Source organism: Amycolatopsis sp. GA6-003, assembly GCF_046267895.1.
Classification (GTDB): Bacteria; Actinomycetota; Actinomycetes; order Mycobacteriales; family Pseudonocardiaceae; genus Amycolatopsis.
In genome coordinates, this window is the sequence record NZ_CP176499.1 from 7,246,935 (window position 1) to 7,268,446 (window position 21,512).

Here is a 21,512-nt window from a genome sequence, read left to right on the forward strand (position 1 = left end):
CGTGCTCGCCGCTCGTAACGTACCGCCTCAGGCGGGGTAGTGGGCGAGAGCGGAAACCTTCCCGCCGCAACCGTTTCCCGGGACCTCCCGGCAGCCGCGTCCGGGCGAACCGGCCCGTACCGCGCCGACGACCACGCGACTCAGGAGAAGGTCTGAATGAACAAGTCCGACGACAAGCTGGTTCACGCCCTCCGTGCGTCCCTGAAGGAGACCGAGCGGCTTCGCGCGCAGAACAAGAAGCTCAGCGGGGCCGGTCACGAGCCGATCGCGATCGTCGGCATGGCCTGCCGGTTTCCCGGCGGCGTGCGCACGCCCGAGGACCTGTGGCGGTTGCTGGCCGACGGCTCGGACGTCGTCGGCGAGTTCCCGGCCGACCGCGGCTGGGACACCGAGCGGCTCTACGACCCGACCGGCGAGCGGCCGGGCGCCAGCCGCACCCGGCACGGCGGATTCCTGTACGACGCGGCCGAGTTCGACGCCGGGTTCTTCGGCTTCGGCGAGCGGGAAGCGCTCACGATGGACCCGCAGCAGCGCCTGCTGCTGGAGACCACCTGGGAGTCGTTCGAGCGCGCCGGGATCCCGCCGGCTTCGGTGAAGGGCAGCCCGGTCGGGGTGTTCACCGGGGTGATGTACCACAACTACCCGGGCCACTACGGTTCCTCCGCGGTGGTGTCCGGACGGCTCGCCTACGCGTTCGGTCTCGAAGGGCCCACGGTGACCGTCGACACCGCGTGCTCGTCCTCGCTGGTGACCCTGCACATGGCGGTGCAGGCGCTGCGCCAAGGGGAGTGCTCGCTCGCGCTGTCCGGCGGGGTCACGGTGATGTCCTCCCCGCAGACCTTCGCCGAGTTCAGCGTCGACGACACGCTGTCGGTCGACGGCCGGTGCCGGTCGTTCGCCGAGGGCGCGGACGGCATCGGCTGGTCCGAGGGCGCCGGAATGCTGTTGCTGGAACGGCTTTCGGACGCGCGCCGCAACGGGCACCCGGTGTTCGCGGTCGTCCGCGGCAGCGCGGTCAACCAGAACGGCGCCTCGAACGGGATGATGTCGCCGCGCGGCCCGGCCCAGCAGCGGGTGATCCGCCAGGCGCTGGCCAACGCCCAGGTGGCGGGCGACGAGGTCGACCTCGTGGAGGCGCACGGCACGGCGACCCCGCTCGGCGATTCGGTGGAGGCGCAGGCATTGCTGGCCACCTACGGCCGGGAACGGCCTGACGGACGGCCGCTGCGGCTCGGCTCGGTCAAGTCGAACCTCGGCCACACCCAGGCGGCGGCCGGGGTCGCTTCGCTGCTCAAGGTCGTGCTCGCGCTGCGCAACGACCTCCTGCCCAAGACGCTGCACGTGGACGAGCCGAACCGCCGGGTGGACTGGGCCTCCGGCGCCGTCGAGCTGCTCACCGAACCGGTGGCCTGGCCGCGCGACGAGCGGCCTCGCCGGGCCGCGGTGTCGGGGTTCGGGATGAGCGGCACCAACGCGCACATCATCCTGGAAGAGGCTCCTGAGGACACCGCGGTCGCGGAGCGGGAAACCCCCGCGGGCGGCGCGATCCCGTGGGTGCTGTCCGGCCGGAACCCCGAATCGCTGCGGGCACAGGCCGCGCGGCTGCGGGAGCACGTCCGCGACCACCCGGATCTCGACCCGCTGGACATCGGCTACTCCCTCGCCACCGGCCGGTCGGCGTTCCCGCACCGGGCCGTCGTCACCGGGACCGGCCGCGAGGAACTGCTTCGCGGCCTGGACGCCGTCGCCGACGGCAAGACCTCCGCCGAGGTCGTGCACGGGGTGGCCCGCGGCGAGACGTCGACGGCATTCCTGTTCTCCGGCACCGCCTCCGGTGGCAAGGGACTCGGCCAACAGCTGAGTGCCGCGTTCCCCGCGTTCGCCACGGCGTACGAAGAAGCCCGCGCGAAGCTGGCCGAGCACGGCGAAAACGGCACCGCGTTCGCCGTCGAGGTGGCGTTGTTCCGGTTGCTGGAGTCATGGGGGATCACCCCGGACTTTGTTACCGGGCAAGGGATCGGCGAGCTGAGCGCCGCGCACGTTTCCGGCGTTCTGTCGCTGGCGGACGCGGCCGCGCTGGTGGCCGCTGCCGGCACCGACGCGCTCCAGAAGACCGTCGAATCGGTGAGCTACGCGGAGCCGGGCATCCCGGTGCTGCCGGGCGGCGGCACCGAGCTGGCGAGCGAGGAAGAGCTGCGCTCGCCGGCGTACTGGGTCCGGCGGCTCGGCGCGAAGGCACGTTTCGCGGACGGGATCCGGCACCTGGAAGCCCAGGGCGTGAACCGGTTCGTCGAGTTCGGCCCGACGGGCGCGCGGGAAAGCCTGACCGGGAACGCTTTTGTCGGGTCCACGCCGAGCGAGGACGCGGAAGCCCTTACCGCCATGGTCGGAGAGCTGCACGCACACGGGGTTTCCCCGGACTGGGCGGCGTTCTTCGCCGGCCGTGGCGCGCGCCCCGCCGAACTGCCTACTTACGCCTTCCAGCGGCAGCGGTACTGGCTGCAGTCGGCCAAAATCTACGGCGACCCGGTTTCGCTCGGCCTGGAACCGGTGGACCACCCGTTGCTGGGCGCGGCCACCGTGCTCGCGGACTCCGAGGGCGTCGTGCTGTCCGGCCGCGTCTCCGTCGGTACCCACCCCTGGCTGGCCGACCACGCCGTAGGCGGCTCGATTCTCTTCCCTGGCACGGGTTTCGTGGAGCTCGCGATCCGGGCGGGGGACCGGGTGGACTGCTCCCGGCTGCGGGAGCTGACCCTGCAAGCACCGCTGGCGCTGCCCGCGGAAGGCGGCGTCCGGATCCAGGTGAGCGTCAACGCTCCGGACGCGTCCGGCGCACGTTCGTTCACGATCAGCTCGCGCACTGACGACCTTACCGGCGAAGGGACGTGGACCCGGCACGCCAGCGGAGTGTTGGCCGCTGCGAACGGCGCGGCGTCCTTCGCGTTGACTTCTTGGCCGCCCGCCGAGGCCGAAGAGCTGGAACTCGCGGCCCTGTACGAGGAAATGGCGGAGCGCGGTCTGGACTACGGTCCCGTGTTCCGCGGCTTGCGGGCCGCGTGGCGGGGTGCGGACGAGATCTTCGCCGAGGTGAGTTTGCCCGAACGGGCCCGGAGGGACGGGGCCGGTTTCGGGCTGCACCCCGCCGTGCTCGACGCGGCACTACACGCGATCGGCCTTGCGGGCGAAGGAGAAGGCATCTCGTTCCCGTACGCCTGGTCCGGCGTGGAACTGTTCGCCTCGGGCGCCGCGGCGGCACGGGTGCGGTTGCGGCGCACGGAGCCGGACACCGTGGCGTTGGAACTCGCCGACGTGGCGGGGAATCCGGTTGCCTCGGTCGAATCGCTGACGCTGCGGCAGCTCTCCGAGGAGCAGCTGGCTGCCGTCCGCGGGGCCGCCGCGCCGCGCCGCGAGCCCAGCCGCGCGCCGGAACCGGTCGCGCGGCGCGCCGCCAGCGCACCGGAGACGGCCGCGCACGCCGGTGCCGAGGCCGATCCCGATTCCTTGCGCGGCAAGCTGCTCGCGCTTCCCGCCACCGAACGGCTCAAGGCCGTGCGCGGGGTCGTCCTCGCCAACGTCGCCGCGGTGCTCGACCAGGACTCGGCGGACCTCATCGACGTCGACCGCGCGTTCAACGACCTCGGGTTCACCTCGCTGCTGGCCGTCGAGCTGCGCAACCAGCTCGGCGCGGCCACGGGGCTGTCCCTTCCGCCCACCCTCGTGTTCGACTTCCCGACCGCGGCGGAGCTGGCCGAGCACCTGTACCAGTCGCTGCTCGGCGAACTGGACGGCAAGCCGGAGCCGGTCACCCTGACCACCGTGGCCGGCGACGAGCCGATCGCGATCATCGGGATGGCCTGCCGCTACCCCGGGCAGGTCAGCACGCCGGAAGAGCTGTGGCGGCTCGCGTCCTCCGGCGGGGACGGGATCTCGGACTTCCCCACCGACCGGTCGTGGGACCTGGACTACTGGCTCGGCCAGGTCGAGGCGAGCGGGCGGGTGCCGCAAGGCGGATTCGTGCCCGACCTCACCGGCTTCGACGCGGCCTTCTTCGGGATCAGCCCCAACGAGGCCCCGATGATCGAGCCGCAGCAGCGGATGCTGATGGAGACCTGCTGGGAGGCGCTGGAGCGGGCCGGGATCGACCCGGTCTCGCTCAAGGGCAGCGACACCGGCGTGTTCGCCGGGGTGATGAAGTCGGACTACGACCCGGGGCCGGGCGGCGACCTGGAGACCAACGGCCTGTTCCGCAGCACCGGCGTGCTCGGCAGCGTGGTGTCCGGCCGGGTGTCCTACGCGTTCGGCCTGGAGGGCCCGTCGGTCTCGATCGACACGGCCTGCTCGTCGTCCCTGGTGGCCCTGCATTCGGCGAGCCAGGCGCTGAACCAGGGCGACTGCTCGCTCGCGCTGGTCGGCGGGGTTTCGGCGCTCACCTCGCCGAGCCCGTTCGCCCACTTCGATTCAGGCGGCACCGCCGCCGACGGCCGGTCCAAGTCGTTCTCCGCGGACGCGGACGGCATCGGCTGGTCCGAGGGCGTCGGCGTCCTCGTGGTCGCGCGGCTTTCGGACGCCCTGCGCGACGGCCGCGAGGTCCTCGCGGTGATCCGGTCGAGCGCGGTGGGCCAGGACGGCGCGTCCAACGGGCTGACCGCGCCGAGCGGGTCGTCGCAGGAACGCGTGATCCGCAAAGCCCTCGCGCTCGGCGGGCTGCGCCCGTCCGAGGTGGACGTCGTCGAGGCGTCCGCGACCGGCTCCACCCTCGGCGACCCGATCGAGGCGCGCGCACTGCTTTCGGTCTACGGGCAGGACCGGGCCGAGGACAGCCCGCTGTGGCTGGGTTCGGTCAAGTCGAACATCGGCCACAGCCAAGCCGCTTCCGGGGTCGCCGGCGTCATCAAGATGGTGATGGCACTGCGGCACGAGCAGCTGCCGATGACCCGGTACGCAGACAACCCCACCACGCAGGTCGACTGGTCGGCGGGGCAGGTCCGGCTGCTGGCGGAGACGATCCCGTGGCCGGACGCCGGACGTCCGCGCCGCGCCGGGGTCTCCTCGTTCGGATACAGCGGGACCAACGCGCACGTGATCATCGAGCAGGCGCCCGCGCAGGAGAAGGACGAACCCACGCCGCTCGCCGAGCCGCACGGGCCGCTGCCGCTGCTGATTTCCGCGCGCAGCAAGGAAGCCCTTCCGTTGCAGGCACAGCGGTTGCTGTCCCGGCTGACCGCTGACGACGCACCCGGCCTGCCGGACCTCGCGTACTCGCTGGCCACTTTCCGGGCCCCGGCCCCGCATCGCGCGGTGGTGGTCGGTGCGGACCGGGAGGAACTGCGCGCGGGGCTCGCCGCGCTGGCGAACGACGAGCCCGCCGTCGCCGTGCTGCGCGGCAGTGTCCGGGCGGGCGCGAAGACGGCGTTCCTGTTCGCTGGGCACGCCGTCGTCCAGCCCGGCACCGGCAAGGACCTCTGCGCGGCTTTCCCCGCGTTCGCCCGGGAATTCACCGACGTGAGCGAGAAGTTCGGGGCGTATCTGGACCGGCCGCTGCTGGACGTTCTGTTCGCCGAGGAGGATTCGGTGGACGCGCAGCTGCTCGCGCGGACGTCGTTCACCCAAGCGGCGCTGTTCACCGTGCAGGTCGCGCTGTTCCGGCTGCTCGAATTCTGGGGGCAGCGGCCCGACTGCGTGCTGGGCCGGGCCGGCGGCGAGGTGGCCGCCGCGCACGTCGCTGGCGTGCTTTCGCTGCCTGACGCGGTCAAACTGGTCGCCACCCGCGCGCAGCTGCTGGAGGAGATGACCGGCGGCGCGATGGTCGAGATCGAAGCGAGCGAGGAGGAAATCCGTCCGCTGCTGACCGGCCGGGTGGCGCTCGCCGAGGTCGCCGGACCGGCCTCCGTCGTCCTTTCCGGCGACGAGGAACCGGTGCTCGCGATCGCCGCCCAGTGGGAGGAACGCGGACGCCGGACCCGGCGGCTGCCGGTGCACCAGGCCGCGCACTCGCCGCGGGTCGACGAGGTCCTGGAGGAACTCGCCGAGATCGCCGGGGAGCTGTCGTACGGCGCCCCGCGCGTCCCGGTGCTCTCGACGGTCACCGGCGCCCCGGCCGGGGACGAACTGGCCGATCCCGCGCACTGGGTCGCCACGCTGCGCCAGCCGGTCCGCTTCCTCGACGCGGTCCGCGGTCTCGAGGCGATGGGGGTGAACCGGTTCGTGGACCTCGGTCCCGGCGGCGAGCTCGCGCGCGCCGTGCGGCCGGGTCTGACTGGGCCGGGCGAGGACGTAACCGAACTGCCCGTGCTGCCCGGCGATCTCGCCGAGACCACCGCGGTGCTGCGCGCGGCCGGACAGTCTCATGTGGACGGTCTGACCCTCGACGGCGCGCGGTTGTTCGCCGGTCTGCAGGTGCGGCGGGTGCCGGTGCCGCCGTACGCGTTCCACCGCAAGCGGTACTGGCCGGACGTCGACATGGAGGCGATCCGGGCGAGCGGCGATCTGGGCTCCACCGGGCTTGAATCGACCGGGCACCCGCTCGTCGGCGCGGCGATGTGGCTGGCCGATTCGGACGGGATCGTGCTCAGCGGCCGGCTCTCCGCCGGCACCCACCCTTGGCTGGCCGAACACACCGTCGGCGGCGAGATCGTGCTGCCCGGCGCGGCGTTCGTCGAGATCGCCGTCCGCGCCGGCGACGAAGCGGGCTGCTCGCGGGTCGAGGAGTTGACCGTGCACACGCCGCTCGTGCTGCCGAAGCGCGGGAAGGTGCAGGTGCAGGCCGTGGTCGGGGCGCGGGACGAGTCCGGCGCGCGGTCGCTGACGGTGTACTCGCGCCCGGACGACCCGATCGCCGGGTGGATCCGGCACGCGAGCGGGTCGCTGACCGGCGGGAAGGCCAGGCCGGAGGGGCTCGAGGACTGGCCGCCCGCCGAAGCCGAACCGGTGCCGGTGCACGGCCGGTACGAGGCGCCGGGGCTCGGTCGCGGGCCCGCGTTCCAGGGCCTGCGCGCGGGCTGGCTGCGGGGCGACGAGGTGTTCGCCGAGGTGAGCCTCGGCCAGGAGACGAGCCCGCAGGCCGGCCGGTTCGGGTTGCACCCGGCCGCGCTGGACGCCGCGATCCAGGCGTTCGGCCTGCGTCCCGGCGGCGAGGCGGGGCTCGCGGTCGCCTGGGCGGGCGTCGAACTGCACGCCACCGCGGCGGCGAAGCTGCGCGTGCGGATGACCCCGGTCGGCGAGGACGCGGTCGCGGTGACGCTGGCCGACCAGGCGGGCAAGCCGGTGGCCTCGATCGAGGCCGTGACGGTGCGTCCCGTCTCGGAGGCGCCGGAAACCGTTGCCGCGCCGGTGGAAACCGCCAAGGCCGCACCGGTCGTGGTGCGCCGCACGGCGAGCACCGCCGTCGCGGCCGACCCGGACGTGCTGCGCGAGCGGCTGGCCGGGCACACCCAGGTGCAGCGCGAGAAGATCCTGCTGCAGGTCGTGCTGGAGCACACCGCGGCCGTGCTCGGGTACGCGGACGCCGACGCGGTCGACCCGAACCGGCACTTCCTCGAATCGGGCTTCGACTCGGTGTCCGCGGTGGGCTTGCGCAACAGCCTTAACGAGGCGACCGGGCTGACCGTGTCCCCGACGGTCATCTTCGACCACCAGAACCCGGTGGCGCTGACCGCGCACCTGCTGTCCGAATTGGACGGTGCGGCCGCGGGTTCGCCGGAGGACCCGGCTTCCGACGGGCTGAAGCAGATGTTCTCCGAGGCCGTCCGCGCGGGACAGACGGAGGACGGGCTCGGCCTGCTGAGCGCGGCGGCCCGGCTGCGCCCGGCCTTCCAGTCGGCGGCGGGCATCGGCCAGCTCCCGGTACCGGTCCGGATGGCCGAGGGACCAGGACGGACGCACCTGCTGTGCCTGTCCACCCCGGCGGCGATGGGCGGCGCGTACCAGTACGCGCGGTTCGCCGCGCACTTCCGCGGCGTGCGCACGCTGTCGGCACTGCCGATGCCGGGATTCCTGGCCGGCGAGCTGCTGCCGGAGTCGGCCGAGGCCATCCTGGACGTGCTCGCCGAGAGCGTCCGCGAGGCCGTGGGCGACGAGCCGTTCGCGTTGCTGGGGTACTCGTCGGCGGGCATTTTCGCGCACGCCGTCGCGGGCCTGCTGGAGAAGTCGGGCACCGGCCCGGCCGGGGTCGTCCTGCTGGACACCTACGCGGCCAGCGGAGAGGACATCCAGCGCAGCGACCAGGAGGAACGGGACAAGGCCACGCTCGGCCTGGTCTCCGGACTGCTCGCGAACGAGGACCGGTACGGCCCGTACGACCGGACGAAGCTGACCGCGCTCGCCCGGTACCTGGAGGTGCTCCCCGAGGTCGTCCTGCCGGAGATCGCCGCCCCGAGCCTGCTGGTGCGCCCGGAGGACCGGTTCGACGCGCCCGAGGCCGGAACCGAGGACTCGGAAGCGTGGCGGACGGCATGGAGCCTGGCCGACGAGACCGCGGTGGTCCCGGGCGACCACTTCAGCCTGGTGGAGGACAGCTCCGAGACGACGGCACGGGCGGTCGAGGAGTGGCTTGGTTCGTGAGTGGTTCGCGGTAGTTGCGGGATACCGGCGGCGGGGGTGTCTGGTCAGGTGCCTCCGCCGGTTCGGTGCCCGGAACGAGTCCCTTCGAGGAGGGCGTCCGCGCGGGGTCGGTGATGAGGGCCCGGGCGGCGGGGGTGTCTGGTGGTCAGGGCCTTCGCCGTTTCGATGCCTGGAGCGGGATCCTTCGAGGAGAGCGGCCGCGGTGGGCTCGGTTCGTGAGTGGTCGGCGGTAGTTGCGGAATCCCGGCGGCGGAGGTGCCCGACAGTCAGGCACCCCCGCCGTGGTGGCGCCCGGAGCGAGTCCCTTCGAGAAGAGCAGCGATCCCGTCAAGCACCCGGTCCAGCCCGAAGTCCGCGTCCGCGGCCGCAGGGTACTGCCGTTCGGCCGTGAGGGCGGCCACCCGGGGGTAGCCGCGGTCGGCGAGCAACGGGTGCAGGAACGCGCGGACCCCGGCGGCGTGGCCGGGGAAACTGGCCGAGTCCGGGTCGGCGACGGCGCGGAGGCGTTCGGCCGTTCCGCGGGCGACGTCCGTCACCAGTCTCGCGCAGCCGAGAGCGTCCACATCGGACAGACCGGCGGCGGACAGCGCAGACAGCAGCAGTTCCGTCCAGCCGAGCAGGTGAGGGGTGACGGCATCGCCGCGGACCGGGACGTCGAGCAGCCACGGGCGGGCCCGGTAGCGCTCCAGCGCGGCGTGGGTCCAGGCCCGCGCGGTGGCCCGCCAGCCGAGGTCGTCCGGCAGGTCCGGCGGCGGGCCGAACCCGGCGTCCGCCAGGAGCACCAGGAGTTCGTCCTTCGAGCTGACGTAGCGGTACAGCGCGTTGGTGGTCAGGCCGAGCGAAGCGGCGATGTTGGGCAGGGACGCGGCCGCCAGCCCGTCGGCGTCGGCGAGTTCGACGGCGGCCTCGACGACCTGCGCCACGCTGTGCGAGGGCTTCGGGCCGCGGCGGGCGCGCGGCGCGGCGCCCCAGGCGGGGGTCAGCCCGGGGGGCAGCTGCCGGAGGTCGGCACTATCGGGCTCGGTCGTCATCTTTCGCTCCGCGGGGTCCTTCGAGTAAACTGTGCAAGCCCTACACTAAACAAGCTGAGAGGCTACGGGAAATGGTCGTGGCGGCATCCAAGCCTGCCCCAGCACGCGTCCTGGCCGAAGGTCCGCTGTCGTGAGCGCGACCCGCCGGTTCGCGGGCCGGGTGACCGAGCTGGACCGGAAGCTGGCGGCGACCGAGATCGAGCACGCCCGTTCGGAGGGCGAATACGACGTCGCCGAGGCAGCCCGGCGGTTGGCGCTGGTCCAAACCGCGACCACGCAGGCCGCGCTGCGCGTCGCGGTCGCCGGCCGGGCCGCGGACGCCGTCCCGCCGGCGCTCGAGGCGGCTCCGCGGATCGCGGCCGCGCTGTGGCTGGTCGTCAGCGTCGTGCACGTCGTCATCTGGCTGACGGGTGGTCTGCTCGGGGAGGAATGGGACCCGTCGTGGCTGCTTTGGGTGCTGTTCGGCGGTGGGGTGCTGGCGGGTGGTGTGTGGGCCGCGCGTGAGTGGGACCGTCGTCTGCGCGCGGTCGCTGGGGCGGGCGGGTAGCACGGTCGTCCGAGGTATGCCTGCCAAGCGCGGCTGCCGGGTGACTCCATGCCGGAAAGTATCGGCGAACCCCGCGGGCCCCGCCGGGCGTGGGCGAACGACCGCGCTTCGCGGCCCGCAATAGGGGTATGGGGGCGACTCGGGCCCGGTTAATCTCGGATCAACATTCGCGCCGGGGTTCCCCGGTTTCTTTTTCTGGAGTGGATTCCATGCGTGTGCTCATGGCCGCCCCGTCTTCGCCCGCCCGGCTGCACAATCTCGCGCCACTCGCGTGGGCATTGCGGACGGCGGGCCATGAAGTGAAAATCGCCGGAAGTTCTTCGTTCGTCGAGGAGATCCTCCGCACCAGTTGCGTGGCGGTCGAGCTGGAAAGCGAAGCCGCGCTCGCCGAGTCCGGCGCCTTAACCGAGTTCGCCGAGTTGTGGCGTCCCCAGGTCGTGGTCTCCGACGCCCTCGCTCCGGCGGGAACGGCCGCCGCGCGAGCGGTCGGGGCCGTCGCGGTCCGCGTCCTCGGCGCGTTGGACGAGCCGGACGCGGACGACTCCGCGGACGTCACCTTGGACACCGTGCCGCCGTCGCTGCGGAACGGGAGCGGTTCCGTCCGCGCGATGCGGCACGTGCCCTATTTCGGACCCGTGGTGGTGCCGAACTGGTTGCGCCGCAAGGCCCGGCGCGCCCGCGTGCTGCTCTCCCTCACCGACGAGACGCTGTTCGCCCCGCTGTTCGACGCGGTCGCGGGAGCGGACTTCGAACTCGTGTGCGCGGCCCGCGTCCCGGCGGGTGTCACGTTGCCGGCCAACGTCCGGCTCGTCGACTCCGCGCCACCGGCAGCGCTGCTGTCGACGTGCGCGGCGGTCATCCACGACGGCGACGCGGCCCTCGCCCTCGCCGCGGCGGCGAACGGCTTGCCCCAGCTTTCCCTTGCGGAATCGGCGATCACCGCGCGCGTCGCGGCGGTCGGCGCCGGGAAGACCGGCTCCGCCGAAGGGGCCCGCACGCTGACGGCCGACGAGGAACTGGGTCGCGCCGCGAAGGCGTTGCGGGAAGAGATCGCCGCGCTGCCCGCCCCGCGCGCCGTCGTCGCCGAACTGACCCGCTGATTGAGGAGTCTTCTCGGCGCGAAACCACTGTCCGTGAGGGGAACCCGGAGGGAATCAAAGTCTCTCGGGGTTCCCCTCACGGGCGTCCGGGGCCGGAACCCACCCGGACTCCGCCGGTTAGGGGTGGGGCGGGAGAACACATCTGGATAGCGTTTTTCCCGGAATCATCCGGAAAATCGCGGCGACTTCCCGAGGCGGTCGATGACGTGAGTGCCAATTCCCGCTACGCCGGAGCCGAACTGGGGGCAATGACGTGAGCACGGAAAACGAGGGCAAGCTCCTCGGTTACCTCAAGCGCGCCACCGCCGAACTGCGCGAGGCGAAGCAGGCTCTGCGCGACGAGCGGCAGGCCGGCTCCGAGCCGATCGCGATCGTCGGCATGGACTGCCGGTACCCCGGCGGCGTCGGCTCCCCGGAGGACCTGTGGGAGCTGGTGGCGACCGGCACCGACGCCATCGGCCCGTTCCCCGTCGACCGCGGCTGGGCGCTGGAGGCGCTCTACGACCCGTCGGGCGAGCGGCCCGGCACCACGAACACCCGCGAGGCCGGATTCCTTTACGACGCCGCCGAGTTCGACCCCGAGTTCTTCGGCATCTCGCCGCGCGAGGCACGCGCGATGGACGCCCAGCAGCGGCTGCTGCTGCAGACGTCCTGGACCGCGCTGGAGCGGGCCGGCATCGTGCCGGAGACGCTGCGCGGCAGCAGCACCGGTGTGTTCGCCGGCGTGATGTACCACGACTACCTCGGCCACGAGGCCGCCGGCAGCGTCGTCTCCGGCCGGGTCGCGTACGCGCTCGGGCTGGAGGGTCCGGCCGTGACGGTGGACACCGCGTGCTCGTCGTCGCTCGTCGCACTGCACTGGGCCGCTCAGGCGCTGCGCCGCGGCGACTGCTCGCTGGCCCTCGTCGGCGGGGTCACGGTGATGGCCACGCCGGGGACGTTCGTGGACTTCGCCGAGCAGCGCGGCCTGTCGGACGACGGACGCTGCAAGGCGTTCGCCGCGGGCGCCGACGGCACCGGCTGGGGCGAGGGCGTCGGCGTGCTCGTCGTCGAGCGGCTGTCCGACGCCCGTCGGCTCGGCCACGACGTGCTCGCCGTCGTGCGCGGCAGCGCGGTGAACTCGGACGGCGCTTCCAGCGGGCTCACCGTGCCCAACGGACCGGCGCAGCAGCGGGTCATCCAGCAGGCGCTCGCGGCGGCCGGTCTGTCCACATCGGACGTAGACCTTGTCGAAGGGCACGGCACCGGAACGAAGCTGGGCGACCCGATCGAGGCGCAGGCTCTGCTGGCGACCTACGGCCAGCGCCCCGAGGCGGCCGGAGAGCCGCTGTGGCTCGGCTCGCTCAAATCGAACATCGGGCACGCGCAAGCGGCGGCTGGGGTCGGCGGCGTGATCAAGGTCGTGCAGGCCATCCGCCACGGCGTGCTGCCGAAAACTCTGCACGTGGACGCACCTTCGCCGCACGTCGACTGGTCGGCGGGCCGGGTCGAGCTGCTCACCGAGTCCCGCGAATGGCCCGCGGTGTCCCGGCCGCGGCGCGGCGCGGTGTCGTCCTTCGGCATCAGCGGCACGAACGCGCACGTGATCGTCGAGCAGGCGGAGGCGGTCCCGGAGGAGCCGGTGACCCCGCCCGCGCTGCCCGTCTTCGCGTGGCCGGTGTCGGCCGACTCCGCGGACACCCTGGCCGCGCAGGCGCAGCGGCTCGCCGAACACGTCGATACCGCCGATTCGCCCGCCGACCTCGGTTTCTCGCTCGCCACCACCCGTTCCGCGCTGGACCACCGGGCCGTCGTCGTCGGCGCTGACCACGCGGAGCTGCTCGCCGGGCTGACCGCGCTCGCCGAGGGCACCGACGTACCCGGCGTGGTGCGCGACCGGCGGGGCAGCGGCCGGACGGCGTTCCTGTTCACCGGTCAGGGCGCGCAACGCGCCGGGATGGGCACGGAACTTGCCGCGAAGTATCCGGTGTTCGCCGAGGCTTTCGACGCGGTGTGCGCTGAGCTGGACCCGCACCTCGACCGTCCACTGAAGACAGTCCTCGACGATGCCGCCGAGCTGGAGCGCACGGGATTCACCCAGCCCGCGTTGTTCGCGGTGGAGGTGGCGCTGTTCCGGTTGCTGGCGTCGTGGGGCATCAAGCCCGACTTCCTGCTCGGCCATTCGATCGGCGAGCTGGCCGCGGCACACGTCGCCGGGATTCTTTCGCTTCCGGACGCGGCGGCGCTGGTCGGCGCGCGGGCGCGGTTGATGCAGGCGCTTCCGTCCGGTGGGTCGATGGTGGCTTTGCAGGCGACCGAGGACGAGGTCGCGCCGCATTTGACCGCCGAGGTCAGCATTGCTGCGATCAATGGCCCGGATTCGGTGGTGCTTTCCGGTACCGAAGCCGCGGTGACTGCGGTGGTGGCGGAGTTCGAGGGGCGGAAGTCCTCGAAGCTGAAGGTGTCGCATGCGTTCCACTCACCGCTGATGGAGCCGATGCTCGCCGAATTCGCGGTCGTCGCGGAGAAACTCGCCTACGCGAAGCCGCAGATTCCGATCATCTCCACGGTCGGTTCCGGCGAGGAGCTGTCCACTTCGGACTATTGGGTACGTCAAGTCCGCGCCGCGGTTCGGTTCCACGCCGGGGTTCAGACGCTGGTGGACGAAGGCGTTCGGACGTTTGTCGAGATTGGACCGGCCGCGGTGCTCACCGCCGCCGCCCAGAACGGGTTCGACGACGACACCCTCGCGTTCGTCCCGGCACAGCGCAAGGACCGCGCCGAGGCCCACACCGTCGTCACCGCGCTCGCGACCCTGCACGCCCGGGGGATTCCGGTCGACTGGGCCGCGTTCTACGCTGGTGCCCGGCGGGTCGCGCTGCCCACCTACTCGTTCCGCCGCACCCGCTACTGGGCGCCCGCCACCACCGCCGCCGGGGACGCCGGGGACCACGGCCTGCAGCCCGCCGGACACCCCGTGCTCAGCGCCGTCGTGCGAGTTCCGGACTCCGACCTGCTGGTGCTGACCGGCCGGCTGTCCGCCAGCACCGCGCCGTGGCTGGCCGACCACGTTGTCCTCAGCACGATCCTGTTGCCCGGCACGGCTTTCCTCGAGCTGGCGCAGCGCGCCGCCGACGAAGCCGGTTGCGCCCGGATCGAAGAGCTGACGCTGCACGCTCCGCTGACCTTGCCCGAGGGCGGGGGCGCGGCGATCCAGGTTTCGGTGGACGCCGAGGACGACGGCCGCCGTCAGCTCACTGTCCACTCGCGACTCGACGGCCAGGACGCCTGGATCCGGCACGCAAGCGGTTTCGTTGCCCCGGCGGAGGAAACGCCGTCGTTCGACCTCGCCGAATGGCCGCCGTCCGGTGCCACCAAGGTCGAGCTGGCCGATCCGTACGCGACTCTCGCCTCCTTGGGCTACGACTACGGCCCGGCTTTCCAGGGCCTGCGGGCGATGTGGCGCCACGGGGACGACATCTACGCCGACGTCGTCCTGCCCGACAGCGCTGACGCCGTCGGCTACGGCCTGCACCCGGCGCTGCTCGACGCGGCGATGCACGCCCAGTTGCTCGGCCCGGAGCCCGAGGACGGCGAAGCGAAGCCGATGCTGCCGTTCGCCTTCACCGGCACCACCCTGCACCGCGCGGGTGCGGCGGCGCTGCGGGTGCACGTCTCGCCGACCAGCCCGGACACCATCACGCTGCGCATTGCCGACGACGCTGGCGCGCCCGTGCTGTCCGTCGAGTCACTGGCCGCGCGGCCGATCTCGCTGGACAAGCTGGCACCGAGCCGGGATTCGCTGTTCCGCGTGGCCTGGGAACCCGCTTCGGCCACCGGGAACGCCGGTGCCGCCAAGGTGCTGGAAGTGTTCACTCCGGACGGTCCGCCGCCCGCCGCGGCTCGCGCGGTCGCCCGGCAGGTGCTCACCGCGGTGCGGGAACTGCTCGCCGAGGACGGCGAGACCCGTTTGGCGGTGGTCACGCGGGGTGCGGTGGCGGTCGGAGGCGAGGACGTCGACCCGGCCCTCGCGCCGGCCTGGGGCTTGGTGCGGGCGGCCGAAGCCGAGAACCCGGGCCGGTTCGCGCTCGTCGACCTCGACGCGGACGGCACCGTCGAGGCCGCGTTGGCCACCGGCGAACCCGAGTCGGCCGTCCGCGGCGGCAAGGTCCTCGTGCCGCGGCTGACCCCCGCGACCTCGCAGGCCGGGGAGCTGAACTGGAATCCGGACGGGACGGTCCTCATCACCGGGGGCACCGGCGGGCTCGGCGCGGTCGTGGCGAAGCACCTGGTGACGCAGCACGGCGTGCGCCGCCTCCTGCTCACCAGCCGCCGGGGTGCCGACGCGCCCGGCGCGGCCGAACTGCGCGAAGAACTCCGGCAACTGGGCGGCGAGGTGACGATCGCGAGCTGCGACGTCACCGACGCGGCGTCCGTGCGGTCGCTGCTCGACACGGTTCCGGCCGAAGCGCCGCTGACCGCCGTCCTGCACGCCGCGGGCGTCCCCGCCGCCGGCCGGGTCGAGGATCTCGCCGACGACGAGCTGGACCGCGTCTTCGCCCCCAAGGTCGACGGCGCGTGGCACCTGCACGAGATGACCCGCGACTTGGCCGCGTTCGTCCTGTTCTCCTCGGCCGCGAGCACCGTCCTCGCGGCTGGCCAGGCAGGGTATGCGGCAGCCAACGCGTTCCTCGACGATCTGGCTGAACACCGTCGGGCACAAGGACTTCCGGCGACTTCGCTGTGCTGGGGCGCGTGGTCCGAAGAGGGCGGCATGGCGGGCGAACTGTCCGAAGCGGACCTCCGCCGGCTCCGCCGCCTCGGCACGCCGCCGATGGCGACCGCCGAAGGTCTCGCCCTGCTCGACGCGTCCCTCACCGCCGAGGACGCCGTGCTCGCGCCGGTGCGGCTCGACCTCACCGCGCTGCGCGCCCGCGGCGACGCGCTGCCGCCGGTCCTGCGCGGACTGGTCCGGCCCGCACCGAGCCGCCGCCCGGCCGCCCGGTCCGGCGGCGCGGTCGCCGCCCGGCTGGGCACGCTGCCCGAGACCGAGCGCGAGGCCTACCTGCTGACCGTGGTGGCCGAGCAGGTCGCGGCGGTGCTGGGCTTCGCTTCGGCCGCGGCGGTCGAGCCCGAGCGGGCCTTCCAGGAGATGGGTTTCGACTCGCTCACCTCCGTCGAGCTGCGCAACCAGCTCGGCGCGCTGATCGGACTGAAGCTGACCGCGACCATCGTGTTCGACCACCCGACGCCGGCCGCGCTCGCCCGCCGCCTGCACGAACTGCTCGGCGCGGGCCGGGGTCCGGCCGAACCGCTGCTGAGCGAGATCGACCGGCTGGAAACGCTGCTCGGCGGCGCGGCCGGAACGCTGAACGGGTCGACCGCGAAGGTCGCCGCGCGGCTGGACGCCCTGGTGCGCAAGTGGGCCGACGCGCACGCCGGAGCAGAAACCGAAGCCGATCTGGACGAGGCCACCGACGACGAGCTGTTTGCCGTCCTGGACGACGAATTGGGCATCTCATGAACGGGCAGACCATGAGCAACGAGGACAAGCTCCGCGACTACCTGAAGCGTGCGACGGCCGACCTGAAGCAGGCCCGCCGCCAGCTGCACGCGCTGGAGGCGCGCGACACCGAGCCGATCGCGATCATCGGCATGAGCTGCCGTTACCCCGGGGGCATCGCGACGCCGGACGACCTCTGGGACGTGGTCGACGAGGGCCGGGACGTGATCGGCGAGTTCCCCGCCGACCGCGGCTGGGACATCGAAGGCGTTTACGACCCGACGCCCGAGCGGCCCGGCAAGACCTACACCCGGCACGGCGGTTTCCTTTACGACGCGGCGAATTTCGACGCGGAGTTCTTCGGCATCAGCCCGCGGGACGCCCGCCGCGCCGACCCGCAGCAGCGGATTTTGCTGGAAGCCTCCTGGGAAGCGTTCGAGCGCGCCGGGCTCGATCCGCAGGCGCTGAAGGGCAGCTCGACCGGGGTCTACGCCGGGGTGATGTACCACGATTACAGCGGCGGCAGCCCCGAGGGCAGCCTGGTTTCCGGGCAGGTGTCCTACACGCTCGGCCTTGAGGGACCGTCGGTTTCGGTGGACACCGCGTGCTCGTCCTCGCTGGTGGCACTGCACATGGCGGCGCAGGGCCTGCGTCGCGGAGACTGCACGCTCGCGCTGGTCAGCGGCGTCGCGGTGATGGGCACGCCGGAGATGTTCGTCGACTTCTCCAGCCGTCGCGGTCTGGCCGCGGACGGCCGCAGCAAGTCGTTCTCCGACGACGCGGACGGCACGTCGTGGGCCGAGGGCGTCGGCGTGCTCGTGCTGGAGCGCGTTTCGGAGGCGCGCCGCAACGGCCACCGGATCCTCGCGGTGCTGCGGGGGACCGCGGTGAACCAGGACGGCGCGAGCAACGGTTTCTCCGCTCCGAACGGTCCTTCGCAGGTCCGGGTGATCGAGGCGGCGCTGGCCGACGCTGGACTGTCCGTGTCCGATGTGGACGCGGTCGAGGCGCACGGCACCGGAACCGCTTTGGGCGACCCGATCGAAGCCCAGTCGTTGCTGGAGACCTACGGGCAGCGCACGACGGGGGAGCCGCTGCTGCTCGGGTCGATCAAGTCGAACATGGGTCACCCGCAGGCCGCCGCCGGCGTCGCGGGCGTGATCAAGATGGTGCAGGCGCTGCGGCACGGCAAACTGCCGAAGACGCTGCACGTCGGTACGCCGTCGAAGCACGTCGACTGGACCTCCGGTGCGGTCGAGCTGCTGACGGAGGCGCGCGAGTGGCCTGAGGTCTCCCGTCCGCGCCGCGCGGCGGTGTCCTCGTTCGGCGTCAGCGGCACCAACGCGCACGTGATCCTGGAGCAGGCACCGAGCGAGGAGCGGGAAGAACCGCCCGCGCCGGTGGTCCATCCCCTCGTGCTGTCGGCGAAAACCCCGGCCGCGCTGGCCGCGGCCGCCGGCCGGATAGCGTCCCATGTGGACGGTCACGCCGCCGAACTCGCCGACATCGCGCACACCCTCGCCGCCGGGCGAGCCCGGTTCGACCACCGCGCCGTGGTGCTCGCCGGAGACAGCACGCAGGCCGCCGAGGCGCTGCGCGAGCTGGCCGCCGGCGGATCGCGTCCGGACGTCGTCACCGGGACCGCGGACGTACGCGGCAAGACCGTGTTCGTGTTCCCCGGCCAAGGCTCGCAGTGGACCGGCATGGCGACCGCGTTGCTGGAGCAGTCGCCGGTGTTCGCCGCGCGGATGGCCGAATGCGACGCGGAACTGCGGAAGTTCGTGGACTGGTCGGTCATCGCGGTGCTGCGCGGCGAGCCGGGCACCCCGCCGGCCGACCGCGTGGACGTGGTGCAGCCGATGCTGTGGGCGGTGATGGTTTCGCTGGCCGCGCTGTGGCGGGCGCACGGCGTCGAGCCGGACATGGTGATCGGTCACTCGCAGGGCGAAATCGCGGCCGCGAGCGTCTCGGGTGCACTGTCGCTTGAGGACGGTGCCCGGGTGGTCGCGTTGCGCAGCAAGGCGATCGGCGATGTCCTCGGCGGCCGGGGCGGCGGGATGCTCGCCGTCGGACTGCCCGCCTCCGGCCTCGGCGCCCGGCTCGAAGCCTGGGACGGCCGGATCTCGGTGGCCGCGGACAACGGCGCCACCTCGGCGGTGCTCTCCGGAGACGGCGACGCCCTCGACGAACTGCGCGACCAGCTCGTCGCCGAGGGCTTCCGCGCCAAGCGGGTGCCGGTGGACTACGCGTCGCACTCCGCGCACGTCGAGCACCTCGCCGACCGGCTGCTGGCCGACCTCGGCCCGGTCGCTCCCGGCGCCGGGACGGTCGCGATGACCTCCACGGTGACCGGGGAGCCGGTGGTCGAGTCCACTGTGGATGCCCGGTACTGGTTCACCAACCTGCGCACGACGGTCCGGTTCGCGCCGGTGGTCGCGCAGCTCGCCGAGGCGGGTTACACGCGGTTCATCGAGATCAGCCCGCATCCGGTGCTGGCCATGAGCATCCAGGAGACGCTGGACGAAACGGGCCGCACCGGCTCGGTCGTCGGCACGCTGCGCCGCGACGAGGGCGACCTGACCCGGTTCGCGACGTCGATGGCGGAGTACTCGGTCCGCGGCGGCTCGGTCGACTGGCTCTCGCTGGTCCCCGGCGGCCGGATTGCCGACCTGCCGACGTATCCGTTCCAGCACAAGCGTTTCTGGCACGAGGAAGAAACTGGCACCGCGACGGCGGCCTCCGCTCCGGCAGCCGACCAGGACTTCTGGCAGGACGTGACCGGCGGCGACGTCGACGCGCTCGCCGCCCGGCTCGGGATCGAAGCGGCTCCGCTGGCGGAGGTCGTCCCGGCGCTGGCCGCCTGGCACAGCCGCCGCAGCGAACTGTCCACAATAGAATCGTGGCGCTACCGCGTCTCGTGGGCGCCGGTGAGCGTCGCGGGCGAGCTGTCCGGCAGCTGGCTGGTCGTCGTTCCCGCCGATGTTCCCGAGGCGGCCGAACTGGCCGACGCGCTGGGCGACGTCGTGCGGGTGACCGCGACGGCGGACCGCGAGGAACTGGCCGGGCTGCTCGCCGAGGCGACAGCGCAGCGGTCGTTCGACGGCGTGCTGTCGCTGCTCGCCCTCGACACCCGCGAACACCCGGAGCACCCCGCGCTCAGCACCGCGGTCGCCGCCACCATCGCGCTGCTGCAAGCCCTGCGCGACACCGGGATCGACGCCCCGGCCTGGGTGGTCACCCGTGGCGCGGTCGCGGTGGACGCCTTCTCCAGCGCCGACCCGGCCGCCGCGGCGGTGTGGGGCCTCGGCACGGTCGTCGCGCTCGACCAACCCGCTACCTGGGGCGGTCTCGTCGACGTCGAGGGTCCCGCGGACGCCGCGCGGCTGGCCGCGGTGGTGTCCGGAGCGGACAACGAGGACCAGGTCGCGATCCGGCCGTCCGGGGTGTTCGCGAAGCGGATGGTGCGCGCGCCGCTGGCGGCGACCGAAACGGAATGGAGGCCGCGCGGCACCGTGCTCATCACCGGCGGCACCGGCGCGGTCGGCGCGCACGTCGCGCGCTTGCTGGCCGGACGGGGTGCGGAGCATCTGGTGCTGACCAGTCGTCGCGGGCTCGAAGCCGAAGGCGCGAGTGAGCTGGTGGAGGAGCTTTCCGGCACGCGCGTCACGGTCGCGGCCTGCGACGTCACCGACCGGGCGGCACTGTCCAAGCTGCTGGCCGAGCATCCGCCCACTGCGGTGGTGCACGCCGCCGGGGTGCTGACCGACGAACCCGCTCTGGCCGACGTCACGCCCGCGGAGTTCGCTGCCGCCACCCGCGCCAAGATCACCGGCGCAGCCCTGCTCGACGAGCTGCTGGGCGACACCGAACTGGACGCGTTCGTGCTGATGTCCTCCGGCGCTGCCGTGTGGGGCACCTCCGGCCAGCCCGCCTACGCCGCGGGCAACGCCTACCTCGACGCGCTCGCCCGCCGTCGCCGCGCCGCCGGACGCACCGCGACCGCGGTCGCGTGGGGCTCGTGGGGCGGCGGGGGCATGGTCGGCGCCGAAGCGAGCGACCTGCTGCGGCGGATCGGCCTGGCCGAGATGGCCCCGGAACTCGCCGCCGAGGCACTGGGCCAGGCACTGGACCGCGACGAGGCCCACCTGGTGGTCGCCGACATCGACTGGGCCACGTTCGCCCCGGTGTACCAGCTCGCCCGGCCGCGGCCGCTGCTGCGCGCGCTGGCCGAGGTCGCCGAGGAGGAGACCGGCCCGGCCGAGGACACCGGCGACCTCAAGGGGAAGCTGGCCTCGCTGACGCCCGCCGAACAGCAGCGGACGCTGCTGGACCTGGTCCGCGGCCAGGTCGCCGTGGTCGCCGGCTACGACAACGGCTCGGCGGTCGAACCGGCCCGCGCGTTCAAGGAACTCGGGTTCGATTCGGTGACCGCGGTCGACCTGCGCAACCGGCTCGGCGCCGCCACCGGGCTCAAGCTCCCGGCCACCGTCGCCTTCGACCACGTCAACCCGCGGGCGCTCGCCGAGCACCTGTGGACGCAGCTGGGCGGCGGCGAAGCGGCGGTCCCGCTGGAAACGGAACTGGACCGGCTCGAGGCGGTAACGTCCACTTTGGACGCCGCGGAGATCGACCGGTCCCGGATCATCGCCCGCCTGCAGGCGATCGTGACCGCCCTGCACAAGACCCAGGCCGGCACCAAGGCCACCGACGTCCTGCGAACCGCGACCACGGACGAGCTGTTCGCCCTCATCGACAACGAACTCGGCGCCTGAGCGCACCCACCCAGCGACAAG

The 21,512-nt window shown here is 72.9% G+C and carries 5 protein-coding genes and 1 pseudogene; 5 read left to right on the forward strand and 1 reads right to left on the reverse strand.

Annotated elements, in window-relative coordinates:
• Positions 1-156 precede the first annotated feature (156 nt).
• Positions 157-8,559 carry a beta-ketoacyl synthase N-terminal-like domain-containing protein gene (locus F9C12_RS32985; RefSeq protein ID WP_409462971.1) on the forward strand — a complete coding sequence of 2,801 codons (8,403 nt, stop codon included), beginning with the start codon at positions 157-159 and terminating at the stop codon, positions 8,557-8,559.
• A gap of 266 nt (positions 8,560-8,825) precedes the next feature.
• Here the strand turns inward: F9C12_RS32985 and F9C12_RS32990 are convergent, their stop codons facing one another.
• A complete protein-coding gene (locus F9C12_RS32990) occupies positions 8,826-9,590 on the reverse strand; it encodes a TetR/AcrR family transcriptional regulator (RefSeq protein ID WP_409185652.1) in 765 nt (254 codons plus the stop codon).
• A 130-nt stretch (positions 9,591-9,720) separates the two neighbouring features.
• Between F9C12_RS32990 and F9C12_RS32995 the strand changes: the two genes are divergently transcribed.
• The 4 genes and pseudogenes from F9C12_RS32995 to F9C12_RS33010 all read left to right on the forward strand — a co-directional run bounded on the left by F9C12_RS32995 (position 9,721) and on the right by F9C12_RS33010 (position 21,491).
• Positions 9,721-10,137 carry a hypothetical protein gene (locus tag F9C12_RS32995; RefSeq protein WP_409185653.1) on the forward strand — a complete coding sequence of 139 codons (417 nt, stop codon included), beginning with the start codon at positions 9,721-9,723 and terminating at the stop codon, positions 10,135-10,137.
• A gap of 209 nt (positions 10,138-10,346) precedes the next feature.
• The gene (locus tag F9C12_RS33000; RefSeq protein WP_409462972.1) at positions 10,347-11,237 is read left to right on the forward strand and encodes a nucleotide disphospho-sugar-binding domain-containing protein; all 891 of its coding nucleotides are present in this window, start codon (positions 10,347-10,349) and stop codon (positions 11,235-11,237) included.
• A 265-nt stretch (positions 11,238-11,502) separates the two neighbouring features.
• Positions 11,503-16,740 (forward strand): annotated as a pseudogene (locus F9C12_RS33005) (type I polyketide synthase); the annotation flags it as partial.
• A gap of 41 nt (positions 16,741-16,781) precedes the next feature.
• Entirely contained in the window at positions 16,782-21,491 is a 4,710-nt protein-coding gene (locus F9C12_RS33010) for a type I polyketide synthase (protein WP_409467116.1), read from the forward strand.
• Positions 21,492-21,512 lie beyond the last annotated feature (21 nt).